The sequence below is a fragment of the Mesorhizobium sp. M1328 genome, assembly GCF_040318075.1.
Taxonomy (GTDB): Bacteria; Pseudomonadota; Alphaproteobacteria; order Rhizobiales; family Rhizobiaceae; genus Mesorhizobium.
In genome coordinates, this window is the sequence record NZ_JAMYLO010000010.1 from 128,914 (window position 1) to 150,589 (window position 21,676).

At 63.6% G+C, this 21,676-nt stretch carries 19 protein-coding genes; 1 reads left to right on the forward strand and 18 read right to left on the reverse strand.

The window, feature by feature from the left end; genetic code table 11:
* The 18 genes from NKH23_RS19030 to NKH23_RS19115 form a co-directional block, all read right to left on the reverse strand.
* Positions 1-1,002 carry an ABC transporter permease gene (locus NKH23_RS19030; RefSeq protein WP_352716582.1) on the reverse strand — a complete coding sequence of 334 codons (1,002 nt, stop codon included), beginning with the start codon at positions 1,000-1,002 and terminating at the stop codon, positions 1-3.
* A complete protein-coding gene (locus tag NKH23_RS19035; RefSeq protein WP_352912413.1) occupies positions 999-2,519 on the reverse strand; it encodes a sugar ABC transporter ATP-binding protein in 1,521 nt (506 codons plus the stop codon). Before NKH23_RS19035 ends, NKH23_RS19030 begins: the two co-directional genes overlap by 4 nt.
* Positions 2,520-2,614: 95 nt before the next feature.
* Positions 2,615-3,598: a substrate-binding domain-containing protein gene (locus NKH23_RS19040; protein WP_352912415.1), complete on the reverse strand. Its 984-nt coding sequence runs from the start codon at positions 3,596-3,598 to the stop codon at positions 2,615-2,617.
* Between the two features lie 30 nt (positions 3,599-3,628).
* Positions 3,629-4,405 carry an SDR family oxidoreductase gene (locus NKH23_RS19045; RefSeq protein ID WP_352716577.1) on the reverse strand — a complete coding sequence of 259 codons (777 nt, stop codon included), beginning with the start codon at positions 4,403-4,405 and terminating at the stop codon, positions 3,629-3,631.
* Between the two features lie 5 nt (positions 4,406-4,410).
* A complete protein-coding gene (gene dgoD, locus NKH23_RS19050) occupies positions 4,411-5,583 on the reverse strand; it encodes a galactonate dehydratase (RefSeq protein ID WP_352716575.1) in 1,173 nt (390 codons plus the stop codon).
* Positions 5,584-5,790: 207 nt separating this feature from the next.
* Positions 5,791-7,296, reverse strand: coding sequence for an aldehyde dehydrogenase family protein (locus NKH23_RS19055; protein ID WP_352716573.1), 1,506 nt, complete (start codon positions 7,294-7,296; stop codon positions 5,791-5,793).
* Positions 7,293-7,781 carry a (2Fe-2S)-binding protein gene (locus tag NKH23_RS19060; protein ID WP_352716572.1) on the reverse strand — a complete coding sequence of 163 codons (489 nt, stop codon included), beginning with the start codon at positions 7,779-7,781 and terminating at the stop codon, positions 7,293-7,295. The genes NKH23_RS19055 and NKH23_RS19060 overlap by 4 nt, the downstream gene beginning before the upstream one ends.
* Entirely contained in the window at positions 7,778-10,927 is a 3,150-nt protein-coding gene (locus tag NKH23_RS19065; protein ID WP_353016037.1) for a molybdopterin cofactor-binding domain-containing protein, read from the reverse strand. The genes NKH23_RS19060 and NKH23_RS19065 overlap by 4 nt, the downstream gene beginning before the upstream one ends.
* Positions 10,924-11,790 (reverse strand): aromatic ring-hydroxylating dioxygenase subunit alpha, encoded by an 867-nt coding sequence (locus NKH23_RS19070; protein WP_352716762.1) that lies wholly within the window; start codon positions 11,788-11,790, stop codon positions 10,924-10,926. The genes NKH23_RS19065 and NKH23_RS19070 overlap by 4 nt, the downstream gene beginning before the upstream one ends.
* A 14-nt stretch (positions 11,791-11,804) precedes the next feature.
* On the reverse strand, positions 11,805-13,178 hold the full coding sequence (locus tag NKH23_RS19075) for an amidohydrolase family protein (protein WP_353035151.1): 1,374 nt from the start codon (positions 13,176-13,178) through the stop codon (positions 11,805-11,807).
* A 39-nt stretch (positions 13,179-13,217) separates the two neighbouring features.
* A complete protein-coding gene (locus NKH23_RS19080; protein ID WP_352716566.1) occupies positions 13,218-14,786 on the reverse strand; it encodes a GMC family oxidoreductase in 1,569 nt (522 codons plus the stop codon).
* A gap of 7 nt (positions 14,787-14,793) precedes the next feature.
* The gene (locus NKH23_RS19085; RefSeq protein WP_352716564.1) at positions 14,794-15,402 is read right to left on the reverse strand and encodes a thiamine pyrophosphate-dependent enzyme; all 609 of its coding nucleotides are present in this window, start codon (positions 15,400-15,402) and stop codon (positions 14,794-14,796) included.
* Positions 15,399-15,899 carry a thiamine pyrophosphate-binding protein gene (locus tag NKH23_RS19090; protein WP_352716563.1) on the reverse strand — a complete coding sequence of 167 codons (501 nt, stop codon included), beginning with the start codon at positions 15,897-15,899 and terminating at the stop codon, positions 15,399-15,401. Before NKH23_RS19090 ends, NKH23_RS19085 begins: the two co-directional genes overlap by 4 nt.
* Before the next feature lie 90 nt (positions 15,900-15,989).
* A complete protein-coding gene (locus NKH23_RS19095) occupies positions 15,990-16,910 on the reverse strand; it encodes a LysR family transcriptional regulator (RefSeq protein WP_352716561.1) in 921 nt (306 codons plus the stop codon).
* A complete protein-coding gene (locus tag NKH23_RS19100; RefSeq protein ID WP_353035153.1) occupies positions 16,911-18,713 on the reverse strand; it encodes an adenine deaminase in 1,803 nt (600 codons plus the stop codon). It abuts the gene before it with no gap.
* Between the two features lie 36 nt (positions 18,714-18,749).
* On the reverse strand, positions 18,750-19,385 hold the full coding sequence (locus NKH23_RS19105) for a glutathione S-transferase family protein (protein WP_352716557.1): 636 nt from the start codon (positions 19,383-19,385) through the stop codon (positions 18,750-18,752).
* Positions 19,382-20,104 (reverse strand): Rieske 2Fe-2S domain-containing protein, encoded by a 723-nt coding sequence (locus NKH23_RS19110; RefSeq protein ID WP_352716555.1) that lies wholly within the window; start codon positions 20,102-20,104, stop codon positions 19,382-19,384. Before NKH23_RS19110 ends, NKH23_RS19105 begins: the two co-directional genes overlap by 4 nt.
* Positions 20,101-20,403, reverse strand: coding sequence for a hypothetical protein (locus tag NKH23_RS19115; protein ID WP_353035155.1), 303 nt, complete (start codon positions 20,401-20,403; stop codon positions 20,101-20,103). The genes NKH23_RS19110 and NKH23_RS19115 overlap by 4 nt, the downstream gene beginning before the upstream one ends.
* A 223-nt stretch (positions 20,404-20,626) precedes the next feature.
* On the opposite strand from NKH23_RS19115, the gene add reads away from it, so the two are divergent.
* Complete coding sequence (add, locus tag NKH23_RS19120; RefSeq protein ID WP_352912423.1) at positions 20,627-21,667, forward strand: adenosine deaminase; 1,041 nt, start codon at positions 20,627-20,629, stop codon at positions 21,665-21,667.
* The last annotated feature ends 9 nt before the right edge of the window (positions 21,668-21,676 follow it).

A 21,676-nucleotide genomic window follows, 5' to 3' on the forward strand; every position in this document is an offset into this window, starting at 1 on the left:
TCATGTCCTGTTCAAGTGGTACTCGGCAATTACCACAGCAAGTATCAGCAGCGAGCCCTTGGCAAGCAACTGATAGAAGGTTGGCACGGACGTCAGTATCATTCCGTTGTTGAGGACGCCAATGATGGCGACGCCCAGCAGCGCGCCGATGATCGTACCCTTCCCGCCCTGCAAGGCGCAGCCACCCAGCACGGCCGCTGTGATGGCCTCGAGTTCCAGACCTTGGGATCCGGATACGGGCTGCCCCGAGCCGGTACGGGCAGCCAACAGAATCCCGGCCAATCCGGCTGCCACTCCACTCATGATGTAGATGCCGACGCGGTAGCGATTGATATTGATGCCGGAGAAGCGTGCGACAACGGGATTGCCGCCCAGGGCATAGATGTTGCGGCCAACGATCGAGCGGGCAAGGAAGAGATGGAAGACGATCGCGGTCAGCAAAAGAATCCAGATCAGCAGAGGCAGGCCGAGGATTCGTCCGATCCCGATGAAGCGGAAAGTGTCGCTGAAAATCGCGATCGATTGCCCATCGGATATGATGAACGCGATGCCGCGGAAGATCGCCATCGTACCGAGAGTTGCGATGACAGCGTTGACCCGCCCATAGGTGATGATGATGCCGTTCACGAGGCCGGCAAGACCGCCCAGGACCAGGCCGGCAAGAATGCCCGCGGCGGGTGATCCGGTGGCCTGGATGGCCATTGCCGTCGATACTGTGGTCAGACCGACAATTGCGCCGACGGCAATATCGAGCCCTCCGGCGACGATGACCACGGTCTGGCTCATCGCCAGAACGCCCAGGATGGTAATGCCTAGACCGATGTTCAGCAGGTTTCGGCCCGAGAAGAACACGTCGCCTCTCAGGGTGCCGAAAATGAGCACGAGAATGGCGAGAGCAACAAGAAGGCTTATGTTGTGAATGCCGATGCGCTCTGCGATGCGCAAGGAAGCGCGCCTTTTGCCGGTTTGTGTTGTTGCTGTGCTGAGCTCAAGGCTGTTCACTGAATTTGTCCTCCGAGCGATGCTACAGATTGCGGCATGGCGTGTTTCAGGATCGTGGTCTCGTCGATGTCAGGGCGGGAAAGTTCGGCCGTGATCCGACCTCCAGCCATGACAAGCACCCTGTCCGCGAGCCCGATCAGTTCCGGCATTTCTGAGGAAATCAGGATGATGCCGATGCCGCTGGCGGCGAGTTCGTCGATCAGGCGATAGATTTCCGCCTTGGCGCCGATGTCGATGCCGCGGGTTGGCTCGTCGAGGATGAGAAGCATCGGCTGCCGCGCAAGCCAGCGCGCGAGAACGACCTTCTGTTGATTGCCACCCGACAGTTTGGAAACCTCTTCGTCGAGGTTGGGTGCTTTGATCGACATCTTTGCTGCAAGCGGTGAGACGATCTCCAGAGCCTTGCGCCGGTTGAAGAAACCGAAGGTCGACGTCTTGTCGGGCACGCACAGCGAGGCATTGTCAAGAATGCTTCGGAACAACAGCAGGGCTTCGTGCTTGCGGTCTTCCGGGGCAAAGCCGATGCCCGCCACGATCGCTGCATGCGGACTGTTAGGGCCAACGGACACGCCGTTCATCGTTATGCTTCCGTCGACGCGCCTATCATAGCCGACAATCGCCTTTGCCAGTTCGGATCGACCCGCACCCATAAGGCCGGCAATGCCGAGCACCTCGCCACGGCGGACCTTGAGGCTCACATCGGTGACCTGGTCGGTGGTCAGGCCCGTCACCTCAAGCAACGGTTTTCCCGATTGCCACGTCTCGCGTGTAAACAGATCGGCAATGTCGCGGCCGACCATGAGCTTGGCTATGGTCTGCTCGCTGGCACCGGCCGCGGGGGAATCATCGACCAGCCGGCCGTCCCGCAAAACGACAATGCGATCCGCAAGGTCGATGACCTCGTTCAGCCTGTGAGAGATGTAGACGATCGAAGTGCCCTCTTCGCGCAGCCGGCGAATTACTGAAAACAGACGGCGCGCTTCGTCGTCGGTCAGCGACGAGGTCGGCTCATCGAATGCGATCAGCCGGCCGCCGGCACGTATGGCGCGCATGATTTCGATCATCTGGCGCTGTGCCGGACCGAGTGTGCTGCAGAGTTGACGCGGCCGCATATCCTGCTGCATGCCGAAGGTCGCAAGCACCTTATCGGTCTGGTCCTCGAGCCTGTGCCAGTCGAGCAGGACGCCTGCCAGCCGCGGCAGTTCGCCGACGAAAATGTTCTCGGCCACGGTCAGGTTCGGAACGATCTCCGGCTCCTGATGGATGACGCGTATTCCGGCTCTGTGGCTGTCGCGCGGTTCGCTGAAAACGATCGGCGTGGAGCCATGCAGCACGATGCCGGTGTCCGGTGCGAACACGCCCTCGAGAATTCGCATCATTGTCGACTTGCCGGCGCCATTCTCGCCAACCAGGGCAAGCACCTCTCCTGGCCGAAAGGCAATCGAGACATTGTCGAGCGCCTGCACGACGCCGAAGCGCTTCGATATCCTATCGAGCGAGAAGAAATCCGATTGCATCAAAGCTCACTCCCGAGGATCGATCCCGTGTGCCTGCCGACGAACTGCCGGCCCAAAAAGCGTCATGCGCCTGCGGCGCATGACGCATATCTGGTTCAGTGGCAGAGCTTGGCTTTGTAGTCCGATGCAAAATTGTCGGCAGTGATGTATTCCGGATCGGTGAAGGATTGCACGGGTAGCTTGGTTCCATCCTTGATGGAGGCCAACAAGATCTTCACCGCCAGTGCGCCGTGATTTGCCGAATTGAGCCACATCGTACCACGGAATGCCGAAGGCTTTCCGGATCCGAAGGCGTCGCAGGCGCGGCTCCCGTCGATGCCAATGCCCATGCCCTGGTCTGCGGAATAGCCGGCATTCTCCAATGCTCGCGCACCACCCAGCACACCATCATCGTTGCATGAATAGAATATCCAGTTCGTGACGCTAGGATTGGCCGTCAGTGTGGTGGTCATCACGTCGATGGCGTTGACCATCGTGTTATCGTAGGGGACGCGAACAATGTTGCCCGGCTTGAAATCGGGCACCGCCTTCAAGAACGCCTCTTCCGCGCCCTTGTTGCGCTGCATGCAGGTATCAGCCTTGCGGTCCTCGATCGAGGCGATGCGCACCTCTTTGCCCGCCCAGCCATCAGCCTTGTAGAGCTTGGCAAGCTCTTCGCCCACCCGCGCACCGATGTTGTAGGCATTCATGCCGACATAGGGGACCTGGGTGCCATCCTGGTAGTAGATATCGTCGTCCACCGCCACCAAGGGAATTTTTGCGGCCTTTGCTTTCTCCGCGATGACCGGTCCCAGCGCCTTGTCGGGGACGACGATGGCGATTCCCTTCACACCGTCGCCGACCATCGTGTCGAAGGTGGTGATCGTCAAATTGGCGTCGAACTGGACGTCCTGCGACACCAAAGCGGCCCCCGCCGCCTCCGCCGCTTTCTTGGCGCCGCCGACTTCGGCGACGAACCATGGATGGTCTCCCATCTTGTTGATGTAGCCGATCTTGATATCGTCCGCGCTTGCTGCGCCACTCATCAATCCGGCAGCCAGTACCGCAAATGTCGCCAAAGCCTTTGTTGTGGTTTTCATGAAGATCCTCCCTGAGCTCAATGGTGGTTGCTAGTCGTGGTAGAGAACCGAGCGGCCACCATCGATGGTGATCGTCTCGGCATTTATGAACGGCGCTTCGTCCGAAGCGAGGAAAACCGCCGTCATTGCAACCTCGTCCGGCCGGCCAATTCGCTTGGGCGGATGGAGGTCGTGGGCTCGCCGCTTTTCCTCGGCGGGGTTCGGGAATGTGTTCCAGTAGGCTTCCGCGATCGGCGTCTCGATATAGCCGGGGGCGATCGCGTTCACCCGGATACCGCGCGCGGCATATTCGATGGCCAGCGAACGGGTCAGGCCCAAAAGTGCATGCTTGGCGACCGGATACGGGAATGTATGGGGAATGATCTGGAACGCGTGACAGCTCGCTATGTTGACGATAGACCCCGAGCCCTTCGCCAGCATCGTCGGCAAGACCGCCTTGGCGCAGAACCATGCGGCCTGGAGGTCGAGCTTGAGACAGCGGTCCCATTCCTCGTCCGGCATCGCCAGCGGTTCGTAGAAGACGTTGGCACCGGCATTGTTGACCAGAATGTCGACGCCACCATAGGTCGTGATCGTCCGGGAGACCATGTCCGCGACCGCGGATGCGCCGGTGACGTCCGTCTCGATGAACAGGGCGTCCGCGCCCTGGGCACGCAATTCGTCGGCGATCGCTTTTCCGCTTACCGCATTCAGTTCGGCAATGACGGTCTTTGCCTCCTGCATCGCAAAGGCGCGTGCAATGGCGGCACCGATGCCTTGGCCGGCGCCCGTGATGATTGCGATCTTTCCTTGCAGCCGTCCTGCCATTGCATTCACCAGTCCACCACGGTGCCGTCCGGCATGACGGCGTTGCGGGCATGCAGCACTTCCTGCTTGAAGGGGTGGCGCGCGATCACGTCCTCATTGACGGTGACGCCAAGGCCCGGCAGTTCGGGCAGATCCCAGCGGCCTGGTCTACGCTGAATTGGCCAGGTGACCACGTCGTCGTACCAGGCGACGGCACCGGACATCTCCTCCTGAATGACAACGTTTGGCGTCGATATGCCGAAATGAAGAGCAGCCACACCGGCGATCGGACCGAGCGGGTTGTGCGGCGCAAGGCCGATGCCTGCGGTTTCCGCCATGGCCGCGATCTTCTTTGTCTCGAGCAGACCGCCAGTGTGGCAAATATCAGGCTGGGCAATGTTGAAGGCGCGGGCTGCGATCGAGTGCGTGAATTCGCGGCGCCCGATCAGCCGCTCGCCGGACGCGATCGGCACGGCCGATCGCGCCGTAATATGCGCCAGTCCGGCAACATCTTCGGGTGGAACGGGCTCTTCCGCGAACATGATGCGGGCCGGCTCGATTGCTTTGAGGTAATCCATCGCCGCGTTAACAGATGCAGGGCGTCCGTGGAAATCGACCATGATGTCGATATCCGGGCCTACCGCCTCGCGAAGTGAGCCAACCATATTGGCAACGGAGTCGACTGCCTTGGCGGGCGATACGTAGTGGGTGTAGGGAATGCAGACGACCTTGACCGCATCGTAGCCTGCTTGCGTCACGGTGCGTCCGCGTTCCACGATCGCATCCGCGGATCCGGTCTCATAGACCGCCTTCATGTCCCCGAGGCCGAGATGCGTGTAGGTACGCAGATAGTTGCGAACCTGGCCGCCCAAAAGGCGCCAGACGGGGACGCTCAATGACTTGCCCAGGATGTCCCAGAGCGCGATCTCGATGCCGCTGACAGCGGACATTCCCTCAACGCCGAGACGCCAAAAGCCGTGCCGCGTAAGTATCTGGTAGCACTGCTCCACATTGCGCGGATCTTGCCCGATGAGCAGGGCTTCAAGATCCTGAAGCGCCCCAACGACGGCTCGGGTCTTCCATTCCAGCGTTGCCTCACCCCAGCCAAACAGGCCGGGCTCGTCGGTTTCGACGCGAACGAAGACCCAGTTGCGCATTTCCGCATTGCAGACGCGCGCCTTGATGGCCGTGATTTTCATTGGTCCTCCCAGACCTGCCGTCTTTTTTCGAGGCAATATGTATGACTTATTACCGATAATATGGACAAGTCAAGCGCAACATCGATGTGGACCAGCGCCGTCAAGGAACTGGTCCTCAGGAGGATCCGAGCAATTTTCGATCAATCCTTGTCCGCCGATGGAAGGGCTGTCAGCCGCCGATCCACGAATATCGCGGGAAAGGCGTGGCTAAATCACCGCGCAGACCGTTTTCGTCTCGAGATAGTTCTCCAGGCCCGGTGCGCCGTTCTCATAGCCCCAACCGGATTGCTTGTGGCCGCCCTTCGGCAATTCCGGCGAGAAGTAGGAATGGCAATTGATCCAGACGGTGCCCGACCGGACACGTGCGGCAAGGCGATGCGCAGTGGAAAGGTCGCGGGTCCAGACGCTTGCGGCGAGGCCGTAGGGCGAGTCGTTCGCATGGCTTACCGCCTCCGCGACATCGTCGAACGGTGTCACGGCAACGACCGGGCCGAAGATTTCCTCGCGCATCATGCGCATGTCCGGGCGTACGCCGGTAACCACGGTCGGCTCGAAGAAGTTCTCGAAGCGCCGGCCGCCGGCGATGATCTCGGCGCCGCTGGAAGCACCATCGCCGACATAGAAGGCGACGCGCGCAGCCTGGGTTCCGTTAACCAGCGGACCAAGGTCGGTATCCGGGTCAAGCCCGTGTCCGAGACGCAGCTTTCGCGCCTCTTCCGCCAGACCCTCCACCAGACGGTCGTAGATCGAGCGATGCGCATAGACACGCGAGCCGGCGACGCACACCTGGCCGGCATTGGCGAAGATCCCCCGGGCCACTCCGGGGATTGCGAGCCCCATGTCCGCATCGGGCATGATGATGGCCGGCGACTTGCCGCCCAGCTCGAGCGTCAGCTTCTTCAGATTGCCGCACGCTGCGGAGACGATCATCTTTCCGACTTCCGTCGAGCCGGTGAAGGCGACCTTATCGACATCGGAATCTGCAGCCAATGCTGCGCCCACAGTTTCACCGAGACCGGTCACGATATTGACGACGCCGTCCGGCAAGCCGGCTTCGATCATCAGTTCGCCGAGCCTGAGCGCGGTGAGCGACGTTTCCTCAGCCGGCTTGAGCACGATCGTACAGCCGGCGGCAAGCGCCGGGGCGAGCTTCATCGAGGCCATGAGCAGCGGCGAATTCCATGGCGTTATGGCTGCCACGACACCAATAGGCTCGCGCACCGTATAGGCGAAAATCTTGCTGCCCGCCGGTTGGTAGCTGATGGAGGTGGGGATGGTCGTGCCGAGGATTTTCGTGGCAAAACCGGCAAAATAGCGGAACTGCTCGGCCGAGGCGGGAATCTCGGCGAAGCGCGAGGTCTTCAGCGACTTTCCCTGGTCAAGCGTCTCGAGTTCTGCAAGCTCATCGGCATGGCGCTCAATCAGGTCAGCGATGCGCCATAGCAGGTTGCCGCGTGCCGACGGTGTCATGTCGCGCCAGCTCTCGCCTTCGAAAGCAGCACGCGCCGCAGCAACGGCGCGCCCGGCGTCATCGGCTGTGCCTCGCGCCAGCAGCGCGAGCGTGTCGCCATTCGCAGGATCGGTCGCGGGCAAGGTTGCGCCATCGCTGGCGTCGCGCCAGCCGCCGCCGATCAGGTGCCGCATTCTGGGTTTGGCCAGGAACGCCTTGACGCCTGCATGCCTGGCTTTACAGTTTCGAATGATGACCGTCATGTCCGTATCCCGCAAGCGAGCGCCTCGACCGCGGCGAGAGCACCGCGGATGATGGAATGATAGCCGGTACAGCGGCAGATATTGCCTTCGAGCGCAGCGCGGATCTGAGACTCGTCGGGAGCCGGATTCTCCAGCAGCAGGGCGGTCAGCGCAACAGTGATGCCGGGTGCGCAGTAGCCGCACTGGAAGGCGTTTTCGGCCGCCAGAGCCTCGCGCAGGACAATGGCTTCGGGAACGTCGTCGAAACCTTCCGGGGTGATGATGGTGGCCCCGTCGAGCTGCCACGACATGAGCAGACAACTATTGATCGCGCGACCGTCCATCAGCACGAAGCAAGCGCCGCAGCGGCCGATGCCGCAAGCCACCTTGGCGGCAGTCATGCCGAAATGGTCGCGCAGCAGGTCGATCAGGCGTAACTCGGCAGGCACGGCCAGCGCCCGGCGGCAGCCGTTGAGGTTAAAGGTAATCTCGATCTCGGCGCTCACGCTGCACTCCTCTGCAGGGCGTCGAGTACCCATTCAGGATCGACCGGGATGCGCTCGGGCCAAGCCCCTGTGGCGTCCGCAATCGCGTTGACGATGGCTGGCGTCACGGCGCCAATGCCAAGCTCACCAACTCCGCGCGGACCGAACGGGTCGTCCTCGTCCAGATCCTCCAACGCGAAGGTCGCGAGGCTTTCCGGCGTGTCGGCAATGCCTGGCAGCATGTAGAAATCGAGGTTGCCGGCAAGATACCGGCCATCCCGCATCGCCGCGTCCTCAGTGAGGGTGAAGCCCAGCCCCTGGACGCCGCCGCCTTCGATCTGGCCAAGATAGGCGGCAGCATCGAGCATCGGTCCGGCCGCGGTGTGCTGATGGAGCTCGAGCACGCGTACCTGCCCGGTGATGCGGCTCACGGCAACGCGCGCCAGTGTCGCGCCGAAGGCGAAGATCAGGCGTGCATTGCCTTCCAGATAGTCCGATTTCGGAAACTCGAAGCTGACGGCAGCAACTGGCAGCCGGTCCGGAGGCAACGCCTCGGCAAGCTCGGCGAAACTCATGAGCAGTGAACCACTGTTGGAATGTCGCTCGACGATGCCGCCGGGCGCCAGCGCCAGCTTCCCGGCTTCGCGGCAAAGCACCTGGCCCGCTGCGGCCAGCAGGTCGCGCGTAAAAGATGGTGCGGCGACTGCCGCGACGCGCCAGACTACGTGAGTGCCGCGCGAGGCGGTAGAGGAACCGGATTCGGGCGTCGCCGCCGTATCGCCGGTGACCGGCCGGACATCGTCACGGCCGCAGCCGAGCGCTCCGGCGACCGCGGCTTTTACCGAGGTGAGCAGGCCCTGTCCCATCTCGTCCAGGCCGTAGAGTGCTTCGATCACGCCATCCGGAGCCAGGCGCAACGCGCCTCCGGCCGGGTCCGGCGGCAGCGTGCCGAGTCCGTTGCCTTGATAGTTCATCGCCATGCCGACGCCGATCGTCTCATAGCCGTCGAACGACGGGCCGCGCGGCTTGGCCCAGATCGGGTCAGCAGCGGCGGCTTGCAGCATCTCGGCCAGACGTTCGGACGGCGCGACCTGCTGGCCGAGATGGCCTCGCGTGCTAGGCTCGCGCAAATTGCGGCGCCGTATCTCGATAATGTCGATGCCGGCGGCTTCGGCCAGACGGTCCAGCTGGCACTCTACCGCGAAGGCCATCTGGTTGGCACCGAAGCCACGAAACGCGCCGCAGACGCCGTTATTGGTGTAGGCGAGCCTGCCCGAGCTGAGGACGTTGGGAACGACATATGGCCCGCAGGCGTGTTCGAGCGCCGTCTCAAGCACGCCCGGGCCGAGCGACGCATAGGCGCCGGCATCCGCGATCACATCCACCTGCTGGGCGAGCAGACGACCCTCGGCGTCGCAGGCGGTGCGCATATGGATACACATCGCATTGCGCTTGGTACCCGCGATGACAGATTCCGCCCGGTCGAGATGCAGCCGCACGGCGCGTCCGGTCTTCAGCGCCAGCAGGGCCAGGGCCGGCTGCACGGTCAGCTCGTCCTTGCCGCCGAAAGCGCCGCCAGTCGGGCTGGTGACCACCCGTATCTGCTCTTGCGGCATGCCGAGGATGCGCGAGAGCTGCATGCTGTCGCGGCGGCCATGCTGCCCACCGGCAAAGACGTTCAGGGTACCATCCGTACCGACGAAAGCGTAGCCGCCCTCCGTCTCCATAAAGCCGTGCATCTGGCTCGGCGTTTCGTAGACAGCCTCGACGATATGAGCCGCCTTGGCAAAAGCCGTGGCGGCATCGCCACGCGTGAACTCGAAGCTGCACTGCAGATTGCCTGAGACATGGACCGGCTCCGCTCCAGCGGCGAGTGCCTGTTGGGGATCGCTCACAATTGGCAGCGGCTCGTATTCGACCCTGATGAGAGCAAGCGCGCGTTCGGCCGTCTTCGTGTCAACAGCGGCGACGGCAGCAACAGCGTCGCCGATATAGCGCACCTTGTCGAAGCACAGTGCAGGCTGATCCTGCACGACAATGCCGAAGGCATTGCTGCCGGCGATGTCGCGGTGCGTTACAACCGCCGCGACGCCGGGCAGCGCCTCGGCCGCGCTCGTATCGATGGAAACGATCTTTGCATGGGGGACGCCGGCACGCCGAATGCGCCCGACCAGCATGCCGGGCTCGCGATGGTCGGTCAGGTATTCGAGCCTGCCTGCGATTTTCGGCGCACCGTCCGGCCGCTGGTGCCAGCTTGCACCGATCTCCGATCGGGACACGAGAATTTCGGCAGGTGGGTTTCCGGACGGTACGGTCCGCCGGCGCGGCGAATGTGCTCCTTGGGACAACTTTCCGCCGAGCCCGAAGACCAGCGCATTCGCCACGACACTGCGCCGATAGCGGTCGGACCGCCATGCATCATCGATCGCCGGCGTCTCTTCCAGAATTGCGGCGTGCAGCTCGGCCCAATCGATCTCCCGCAGGTGCCGGCCGACAAGCAGCGCTTCAGCGCGGTCGAGACGGGCCGCTTGCCCGCCGCCGCTGGCCGCGAGCCGCGCGACGATGATGCGATCATGCGCTGTCTCGACCAGCCCGGCGACACCGGCCACGCTTGGGGTGAATGCGGCGCGCAGGCCGACTTTGCGATGGGTCCAGCGAGCGGCAGTTGGTTGCGGTCGAACAATCACCGCCTTGATGAGGCCCGCGGACGGCGCGGCGGCCAGCCATTGCGCGAGCGACACGACGGCGTGCCCGGCCGGTGAGACGATCTCCAGCTTCGCGTCGGTCGCGAGCAGGGCCGGCAGAAGGCAACCCATGCGCCCGGCGACGTTGCCGCCCAGCGTTCCGAGATTGCGGACGGCAGGTCCCGCCGTGGCGCGGACGGCGGCTGCGAGCAGAGGCAAATTCTCGCCTATTGCCCGGTCACGCTCCAAGGCACCCAGGGTCGTCAGTGCGCCGATGCGAAACCCATCGGCGGCCGGTTGGATGCCCTTCAGGCCGGCGATACGGCCGATGTCGATGAGGCACCCCGGCTTTGGCAGGCCTTTCGCCCAGCCGAGCTGCAGCGCCGTGCCTCCGGCGACCAGTTGCGATGCGCCCTCGCCTGCCAACGACAGCGCCTCGGCAACGGAGGCCGGGCGAAGTACCTGGAGATCCGGTCCGGTCATGTGGCTACCGCGGTCGTGCCGAAACGAATGCCTTTTTCCTTCAGCCAGCGGCGGTAGGCGATGGAGGAACCGTCGGCGCGTGTCGGGATTTCCATCCGCGGCTCGAGCGGAAGGCGCAGCGGCCGCTGGTTCTCCACGATGATCCGGTCTTGCAGGAAGATGACCTGTTCGAAGTTGAGCAACGCCGTCTGCGTCGAAGCGGAATCGACAAGGTACATGACCGGCTGGGCGCGGCAGAGATCTTCCTCGATGGGCTGGATGAACAGCGCGATCGCATCGAGCCGACCGGGCGCTCCGGGGCATACACGGTATAGCATCACAACGAATGGGCTCGGCACACGATAGGTCAGATGCACAAACGCGCCGGAGCTTTCCGTTGCGGCAATGCGCGGCTGGAAGAACGTGCAGTTGGTCGCCCAGACCTCGTCCACCTCGCGACGTATCTCGCTCAGATAGGCAGGCACTTCCGTGTGCGGCTCCGAACCGAGAATGTCGGTATGCACGAAGGGGAAATGCGCCATGTCGAGGAAATTCTCTACGACACGCAAACCCGAAGCCCGCATCGTCACCCAGCCGCAGGGCACGTAGCGGCGGTCGGGTTCCGATGCCTCGGCGATCTCGAAGATTTCCTTTCCGGGCTGGCCCAGCGTCGTCCAGACGCAGCCGTAGCGCTGCCGGACGGGCAGCGCGGGGCCGCGGTTGCCGTCGTCCAGGATCTCCCGAACCGTGATTGCACCCGTGATGTCACGGACCAGTTCGATGTCCTGGCCGAGCAGCCGCGTGCGGCTCGGCGCGCCATCTAGATCGGCGACCGTCTCCACCGCGTACCAATCGTCCAGTGCCGCCCTGTCCGTCGTCTTCATCACCGAGGCCCGCCCTATTGGGTCCATTGCAGGCTGCCGCCGGAATTCTCGGCAAGGAAAGCGGCGCGCCGGGCGAACAGGCCAGGCGCGACGCGATGGATTTCGGCGATGATCTCGCGCAGGTCGCCGGTGCGCAACGCGCCGTCCTCGGCCAGGATTTCGCCATCGACCATAGTCAAAGACACGTCGCTGCCGCGCACGGCGTGGACAAGATTGTGATGGAAGTTGAAATAAGGTCCGTCGCGGAAGACCGGCGTCATGCGCGGCGTATCGGTGCGGACCGCGATGATGTCGGCGCGCTTGCCGACTTCGATCGAGCCGATCTCGTGGTCGAGCCCGATCGCCCTGGCGCCGAGGATGGTGGCCATCCGCAGCACCTGCCAGCTATCCATGGCGGCGGCGTCGAGGTCCTTCAGCTTGCCCAGCAGCGAAGTCACCTTCATCTCTTCGAACATGTCGAAATTGTTGTTCTCCTTCTCGCCGTCGGTGCCGATCCCGACAGGCACGCCGGCCTTCAGCATCTCGGCCACCAGCGCGATGCCGCTTGCCAGCTTCATGTTGGAAACAGGATTGTGGGCCACCGAAACGCGGCGCTTGGAAATAAGCTCGATCTCTTCTCGATCGAGCCAGACGGCGTGGGCGATCATGGCGCGCGGCGTTTCGAAGAAGCCAAGGTCGTCCAGCGCGAACATCGGGCGTTTGCCGTAGCGCCGCTTAAATTCCGCGATCTCGATCTCGGCCTCGCTGCAATGGGTGTGGAAGCCGGTGTCGTGTTTCCTTGCGAGTTCTATCGCCCGACGCTGGCCGGCTTCGTCGGCATAAAACAGATGCTCCAGCCCGACCCACACATTGATGCGGCCGCCCGCCTTGCGATGCCAGCCCTCGATCATCGCCTCGTTCATGTCGAGCGTGTCGAAGTAGTTGTAGTCGGGATGCTCGCCGACGTAAGGCACGGCGACCAAGCGGTTGCCGATCGTCTCGGCCGCCCGGGCGCTGCCTTTCATGAACCGCCACATGTCGACGACGGTGGTCGTGCCGCCGAGCACGGATTCCGCGTAGCAGAGCCACGATGCCGCCTCGGCCTCGTGCGGCTGCAGCACGCGATGCATCGGATTGATATGGAGCGTCAGCCAGTCCCAGACCGGCAGGTGCTCCGCCGTGCCGCGCAGAAAACCGGAATGCGCATGCGCATTGACCAGCCCGGGCAAAAGCACCGCATTGTCGAGCTTCTTCACGGCCACGGCCGGATACGCAGCGCGCAATGCTGCGAGTGCGCTGACCGCGGCGATACGACCATCTTCGACCAGCACGGCGCCGGCAGGCAACACGTGGTTATCTTCATCCATGGTGAGCAGCGTGTCGGCAGCAAGGATGAGGCTTCGCGTCATCGCGGGTACTCCGTGTGCGTTCCGTCGGTCATGACATCCTCAAGCTGCCGCCGCGAGCAGGAAATCGGCGGCGCGCTCGCCGATCATCGTGGCGGGCGCGTGGGTGTTGCAGGTCGGGATCGTCGGGATCACCGAGGCATCGGCGACATGCAGGCCGTCCAGCCCGTGCACGGCGAGACGGCTGTCTACGACGGCCATCGCGTCCTCGCCCATCTTGGCGGTTCCGCAGACGTGGAAGAAAGTCGAGCACGCATCGCGGATGAAGTCGATGGTCTCGGTGCGGGTCAGTCGGCGGTCGGGTGCGGCAAAGCTGGCGAAGAGACCGGCGTTCGCTTTTGCAGCCGCCATCTCCATCACCATCTCGACTGCGGTGACCATGGCGTCGAGGTCTTCCGGTTCCGCCAGAAAGTTCGGCTGGATTTCGAGCGGCCCGCCGGGCTTGCCGTCGAGCAGCTTCAGCTGCCCGACGCTCTTCGAGCGCATCAGACCCGCACCGAAGGAAAAGACATCGCCGGATACATCGTAGCGCGCGCGGATCGCAGGTTCGGCGCTGTTGCCCTGGACCGGAAAGGCGTGCAGGTCGGGCTGCGGCAGGTCCGGACGCGACTTCCAGTTGACCATCGAGCCACCGCCATTGCCCACCACGGGTCCGATCGGCCGTTTCGCGCGGAAGACGCACGCCTGCGCCAGCGGATGGTCCTGAAGGTTCCGGCCGACACCCGGCAGGGCGCAAACGACCGCAATGCCAAGGCGCTTCAGTTCGACCGGATCGCCGATGCCCGACAGCATCAGCAGGCGTGGCGTGTCGATGGCCCCGGCCGCGAGCACGATGCTCTCTTGCGCGCGTGTTTCGCCGATTTCGCCGCCGACGAGGTGCTTGACCGCGACGCATCGGCTGCCTTCGACCGTCAGGCCGATGGCCGCGGATCTGGTCAGCACCGTCAGCATCGGGTGATCCAGGATCGGCACGAGATAGCCCGTCGCCGAACTCCAGCGCTTGCCGTCGAAGATGTTGAAATTCGCGGCCGCCGTCCCCTCGTTGCTGGAGCCGTTGGGATCGTCGATTACGGGGATGCCGATCTCGGCCGCGCCATCGATCAGCGCCTGCGCGACCGGGCACAGTGCCGCCGGCCGCTCGATACGGAGCGGACCGCCCGCTCCGCGAAACTCGCTTGCACCGTCGCGCCAGTCCTCGCAACGCCGGAAATAGGGCAGCACGTCGGCGAAGCTCCAGCCCTTGGCGCCGCCAGCCTCCCAGGCATCGTAATCATGCGGATGGCCGCGATACCACATCATCGCGTTGATAGCGCTTGAGCCGCCCAGCAGGCGACCACGCGGGATGCCGATGGTACGGCCGTTCACGCGCGGTGTCGGAGCATAGTCATAGCCCCAGTCATAGGTGCCGCGGCCAAGCGGCACCCATTTGCCGGGGTCCTCGATCTCTTCGATCCCAAGACCCGTCGGGCCGGCTTCGATCAGGAGCACGTCGGCGCCGGCATCGACCAGCCGCCGCGTCACCGCACAGCCACCGGAACCCGAGCCAACCACCACGTAGTCGTAGCTGGGTTTCAGCGCGCGTCGGGGGACGACAGGTCCGAGGATGCCCATGATCTCGTCAGTTGTGCTCGCTCGGGCCCATGATGACGATGCCTTCGCTCGCCTCGACGTGGCGGACGAAGATATACTTGTCCTCGCGGCCGTCGCTGTGTTTGCGCTTGATGTCCGGCTGGACCGTTCCCGAGACCTTGGCGACCACTATATAGGGTGCCTCCATCGCGAGCCCCCATGCGCAATGCGCGTCGAACTCGTCCACCGTGCGCACTGTATGGGCGTTCTCGACGCCGGCGCCGCGCGCGATCGCGGCAAGGTCGACGCGGCCCAGCGCCGTATGCGTCGGCGGGCCGCCGATCGACTGGTAGCACTCATTGTCCCAGACCACGATGAAGAGGTTCTTCGGTTGTTCGTTTCCGAGCGTGGCCAGGATGCCCAGATTGAAGAGCAGGCCGCCATCCGTATCGAGCGAAACGACGCGGCGGTGCGGCAACCCGGCGGCGAGCCCGAAGGCCTGCGGCGTGACGCAGCCGAGTTGCTGCTGGAACAGGCTCGCCTCGCGCATATGCGGCGCGGCGTTGTACCACTCATCGACGCTGCCGCCGAGCGAAAGGATCACCAGCTCATCCTTCAGCCGCGCGGCAAGCGCCTTCATGCAGTCAAAGCGTTTCATCGCACCACCTCGCCGCCAAGCGCCACGGCCGAATGGTAGTAGGACGCATAGGACCAGGAATAGGCGTCGACGATGGCGCGCTCGATCCTCGCCTCCTCGGTGACGATCCGGTACGGCACGCGCAGCGCGTTCAGCACCGGCTCCATGGTGATGCCATGCGGGATTGCCCACCAGTTGTTCTCGCCAAGCTCGCCGCGGTAGCTCATCAGCATCACGACCGGGATACCGGCTCCGAGGCCCATGCGGGCCAGCGGCTCGACCGAGGCGCGCAAGCCGGAGTTTTCCATGACCAGCGCCGCGCGCTTGCCCGACAGGAAGACCCCACCGCAGATCGCTGCGCCCTCGCCCTCGTTGGTGACGTGGATCGTGCGGATATCCGGATCGGCATCAAGGGCCGGGTAGAGTTCCTTGAACAGCGAATCGGGCAGATAGCAGACGATGCTCACCCCTGCCCGTTTCAGCCCTCGAATGACCGCGTCGACCGCACTCTGCTTCATGACATCCCCTTCGGCCGGGAAGTCTCGCAAAGCTCAGTTGTTCGAGATAGAGACAAATTTCTCTCTTTATCGATGCGCAAAATGCAACAACTAATCATGCAGCGCCTTGACCATGCGGGCCAGCAGCGCCGCGAATGCGGAGGCCGCATCCGACATTTCGCGTTCCAGTCGGGCGAGCAGCATCAGCCGGTGCGGGTTCATGCGCGAATCGCGCAACGGCACGAAAACGAGCGATCCGTCAGCCACTTCCGGTTCGATGCCGAGCTTGGTGCGAAGCACCACGCCGAGGTTGAGGCGCACCATTTCGGTCATCAGTCCGATCGAGTTGGTCCGTGACCGTCGCGTGAGGTCGATCATGGAGCGCCCGATCGCATCGTCGATCGAAATGCCCAAAGCAAGGCTGTTGTCCGAGACGATGACCTGTTCGCCGGCAAGATCGAACAGCTTCACTTCCTTGCGGCCGGCAAGGCGGCTGTCCGGATGAGCGACGACGCCCAGCGGCAGAGGCGTGCTCGCGATCTTGCGCACGTTGCGCGGCACGCGCACGTCGAAAGCAAGCGCCAGATCGCATTCGCCGTCGGCAACCGCATCGCAGGCGCGCTGCGACCCGGCGACATGCACATCGACCGATATCTGCGGGTGGCGCTTCCAGAATTCCTTCAGCGCGTTCGGCACCAGCCCGCGCGCCGCGCTCTCCACGATCGCCACGGACAACGAGCCGCGGTTGAGGCCACTGAGATCGTTGATCTCGGACGAGGCGCGCGCCAACTCGGTGATGCTCTGACGCGCGTGGTAGAGGAGAAGCTCGCCTGCGCTGGTCAGTTTCAGTCGCTGGCGCACACGCTCGAAGAGCGGCGTGCCCAGTTCGTCCTCCAGGCCCTTGATGACGCGGCTGATGGAGGATGGCGCCACGTTGAGCGCCTGCGCGGTCTGGCGAACCGAGCCCAGCCGCGCGACCATTTGGAAATAATGGATGCGCGGTGAGACCAGCCCAAGTCGGAAGGGATCCACTCAGGCGGCCTCGAAGGCGGGGACGATCTCCATTTCCGGCACCAGCACGAGACCTTTGTCGGTGATGCGGATTTCGGGGATGACCGAGAGCGGGATGAGGTTGAAGCCCATATAGGGAATGCAGCAGCCGGCCGCCTCCCATTCCCGTTTGAGGATCTTCACCTCCTCCGCGACCTCGGTGACGCGCTTGTCGGACAAAAGGCCGGCGATCGGCAGTTCAACGATGGCAGTCACTTTACCGTCGACGACGACACAGACGCCGCCTTGCGTTTCCTCGATCGCCCGCAGCGCCACCTGCATGTCGGCCTCGTTGACGCCTGCGATGATGATGTTGTGGCTGTCGTGGCCGACGGACGATGCGACGGCGCCGCGTTTCAGCGTGAAATTGCTGAGCAGCCCGTAGGCGACGTTGCCGTCCGACTTGCCATGGCGCTCGACCACAGTGACGAAGCACAGGCCGTGGCGGTCGAAATGGTTCTGCCAGTCGTTGGCCGGATCGAGCGTGATCTTCTGGTGGCCGAGCGTGATCCCCGGCAGTTCGGTGCGGATGGTATGCGCCACCACCTTGCCGGTTGGCAGGTCCGGCGTCAGCTTGATCTGCTTCGGCAGCTTCACTGTGTAGTAGGCCGCGTCCGGATAGCGGTAGCGAGTCGAGAGGGCCTGGTCGAGCAGCGGCGTGATCTTGCCATCATCGACGACGAGTTCGCCGCCATACCACGTGCTGACGGGATCGAAGCCGTCGTCGAGCAGCACCAGGTCGGCACGGCGGCCACCACCGAGGCCTCCGATTTCGCCTTCCATGCCAAAGCGCGTCGCGCCATGCAGCGAGCCCATCGACCAGGCCTGCTCCGGCGTCATGCCGGCCTTCATCGCCTCGCGCGTCACCCAGTCCAGGCCGAAGAGCATCAGGTCGTCAGCATCGCGGTCGTCGGTGCAGACCGCGATGCGCTTGTGCGAGGCTCCGAGTTCCGTGATCGTCTTGATCGCTGCGGGCAGGCTGTGCCACGGCGTCGTCGGCGGACCGCCGCGTAGGAACAGCCAGATGCCGGCTTCGAGCATGTCGTCGGCGATCTCGCGGTCGATCGCCTCATGGGTATCGGTGACGCCGGACGCCGCATAGGCCGACACGAATTCGCGTCCATAGACGTGGCCCGACACCGGGCGGCCGCGTTTCAGCGCCGCAGCGAGGATGGCATGGCTGCGTTCATCGCCCATAGCCACTGGCACGAAATCCATCTTCTCGCCGAGCGCCACGGCTTCCGGCCATTTGTCGAATAATGCGCCGATCTTCTCGGCTGTCAGGTCGCCACCGGCCGTTTCCAGCAACGGCGAAGTTGCCGGGACGGTGCTCGGAACCGTCAGGAAGATGGACAACGGCGCCAGGCGCGCGTCCTCCAGCATCGCCTCGATGCCAGCAACGTCCATGACGTTGCCGATCTCGTGGCTGTCGCAGAAGAGGGTCGTGGTGCCGTTGAGCAGCGCCGCCTCGGCATAGGCGCAGGCCGTCACCATCGAGGATTCGATGTGGATGTGCGGATCGACCAGGCCAGGCGCGACGATGCCGCCCCTGGCGTCATATATCCTCGCGCTGCCGCCCTTATAGGTGCCGGCCGGCTTCACAGCGGCGATCCGCCCTCCCGACAACCAGATCTCGCGGCCTGGAAGCACGCGCTCCGAATAGGTCGACAACACGCGTGCGCCGGCAATGACCAGATCGGGATCGGCTCGCCCGGAAGCGACGCCAGCCAGTCGCCGGGTCATGGACGAGAGCGGCTGGACGGAAAAGCGCGTGAGAAAGGTCATTTTGCTGCCAGCCTCGTTCTCCTTGAATGTTGGGCGTCAATGGTAGTCGGGGATGCCCGGCATGGTCATGAAGCCGGGAAGCGCGCGGAAGCGACGCGCCCAGCGGCGCAGCGCCGGATACTCGTCATGGTCGACGCCGAAATCGCGGCTCAGCGCAAAAGCCGGAAAAAGTGCGATGTCGGCGATAGTCGGGCGGCCCGCAGCGAACCATTCTTTCTTCTCGAAACCCCGCGCGGTCATATGGTCGTCCATGGCGCGGAGCGCGTGCGCGGCACCGGCACGCAGCGCAGCCTCGTCGCCGGCGGCACCGAACATGGCATGGCGGCGCGCGGCGCCGGCAACGCCGAGACCGCCGGCCGCAAAGAAAAGCCACTGCATCACCTTGGCGAAATCCGCACCATCCGCCGGCAGCCATGCACCCGTTGAATCGTGGCTGCGCGCCAGATGGGCGATGATGGACTCGGCGCCGAACATCGTTACCTCGTCGTCGCGGAGAATGGGCAGGCTGCCCGTCGGGTTCATGGCCAGGAATGGCGGCGTCTTCTGCTCCGCCCCCGGAAATGCATCGACTGCAACGGTCTGCCATTCCAGGCCGAGCATGGAAAGCGCCAGCCGCACCTTGTAGCAGTTTTCGTCCAGCTCGTAGTTGTAGAGCGTGATCCTCGCCATCATGCGGCCCGCGTCGTCGAGGTCGCGCCGGTACGCCCGGTCTCGAGATGATGACGCAGCTCGCTCGTCCAAGCGAAGAAATGCTCCTGCCCCTTGCCGGCATACTTGGCTGCCGGTCCGTCAATCACGACGTGCAGGGCCGATCGTTTGCCGGTTAGTTCCTGCAGGCCAAGAAGCAGCGTGTCTTCGCCGACCGTCAGGCTGAACAGCATCCCGCTCAGCGCCTTCAGATCAGCCACCCCGGATCCGCCGGAGAAGGGCGTAGGCGGCATGGCCTTCACGACATCGATCACCATCCCGGCGGGACTGTCGAGATACAGGCTGCGGACCGGCACCACCTCCTCTGGCAAGGCAGGCAGTTCGGGCAATGCTGCTGCCGGGTCCAGCGCCGTCCAGATCATGCCAGCCGCCTCGGCCGAGCTATAGGCAGACACGGTAATGGACGCCGGCACCCTGAGATCGGGGTGGGCCGGAATGAATCGGCACTGGCCGGCCGCATCGTACTGCCAGCCGTGATAAAGACAGGCGATATGATCGCCGCGGACAAAACCGAAGCTCAGCTTCATACCGCGATGCGGGCAGCGATCCTCCCACACATGCGCTTCGCCGCTGTTGTCGCGCCACACCACCAGTTCGTTTCCACAAAGGCGGGTCCCGGCCGAACTGCCCGGTTCGATCGACCCCGACAGCGCCACTGGGTGCCATCCAGCCTGTATCGTCATTCTGCGTCTTCCTCTCTGGAATATCCCCGAATTTCGGCCCGTTCGCAGTCCATCACCAGACAGTCGATTGGTCCCAGGCTACATGCCATCTCGAAGGCATCGATGAGATCGGGCTGGCCCGAAACCTGGACGACAAAAAAATCGTCCGCGGCTTCGTGCACCAGCAGATCGAGATTGAGCCGAGCGGCACGCCTGTCGGCGAACTCGCTAAAGCTCGACGACACCAGTTGGCCGACGAAGCGCAGGCGCGTTGTTTGAGACGGAGGCGCAAGGTTCTGCGCTTCCAGTAGGTGCTTCATGCCTATATTTCTCCCGGCCTGCACATTTTTTAAGCAGTTTTCGATTGTGTCTAGTTAGGCATCATTTTTTGGCTTGTGCAAGCCCCGTTTCCCTGACATCTGTTGCGTATCAGGTGATCGGACAGTTGGAAAAAGCCGCGATTATCGAACAACTTGGCAGCCGTCCGTCGCCCAAGAAAACCAGGTACGGCTTGGGATTGCCGGTCCGGGCGGGTGAGCGTCGATGTCGTTGTCAAGTTTTATTCAGCTTATACCCAAGGTCGAGTTGCACTTGCACCTCGAGGGTGCCGTCTCCACAGAGACATTCGCCGAGCTGGCGGCGCTGAACGCGGTGTCGCTGCCGGACGGCAGACCGACATCGGAGCTCTACAACTACGGCAACCTGCTGGATTTCCTGAAGATTTACGATCTGGTTTGCGCCTCGATCAGGACTGCGGACGATTTCTCTCGCATCACCTTCGAGGCACTGGAGCGCTGCGCGAAGGCGGGTGCGCGCTACGTCGAACTGTTCTTCAGCCCGCATGCGCATCTGGCTCATGGCGTGGCCTATTCGACAATGCTCGAAGGCATCCTCGACGGCTTTCACCGTGCGAAGGAGCGCTATGGCCTCGTAGCGAAGCTGATACCGGCGCATGCGAAGCCGCTCGGCGCGGCAGGTGGCGAGCGCTTCCTGGACATGGTTCTGGCCGAGCGCCCGGCTGAGGTGATCGGCATCGGCTTCGATTACGACGAACGCCCGAACCCACCGCCGATGTTCGCGCGCATAGTCGAGCGGGCGCGGGCGGCCGGGCTCAATGTCACCAACCATGCGGGCGAGGACGGCCCGGCGGGCTACGTGCGCGATACCATCGACATCCTCGGCCTGAGACGGGTCGACCACGGCTACCACGTGGTCGACGACCCGACACTGATGGAGCAGTGCAGGGAGATGGGCATCGTCTTCACCTGCTGTCCGAGCACGACGCTGGCCACCACTGTCTGGCGCGACCTCTCCGCGCCCGACCATGCGATCCGCCGCATGATCGAGGCCGGGCTTACCGTGACGATCCACTCCGACGATCCGCCCATGTTCGGCACGACGCTCGACCGCGAATACGCGCTGATCGTCGAAAATTTTGCGCTCGGGCCGCCGGCACTGAAGCAGATCGCGCTGGCTGGCCTGTCCGCCGCATGGCTCGACGACGACATCAAGCAGGCATGGCTGGCTGACTGGTCGGCAGAAATCGACCGCTTCATGGAAACCGAACTGTCTCTCCCGAACTGAACACAACAC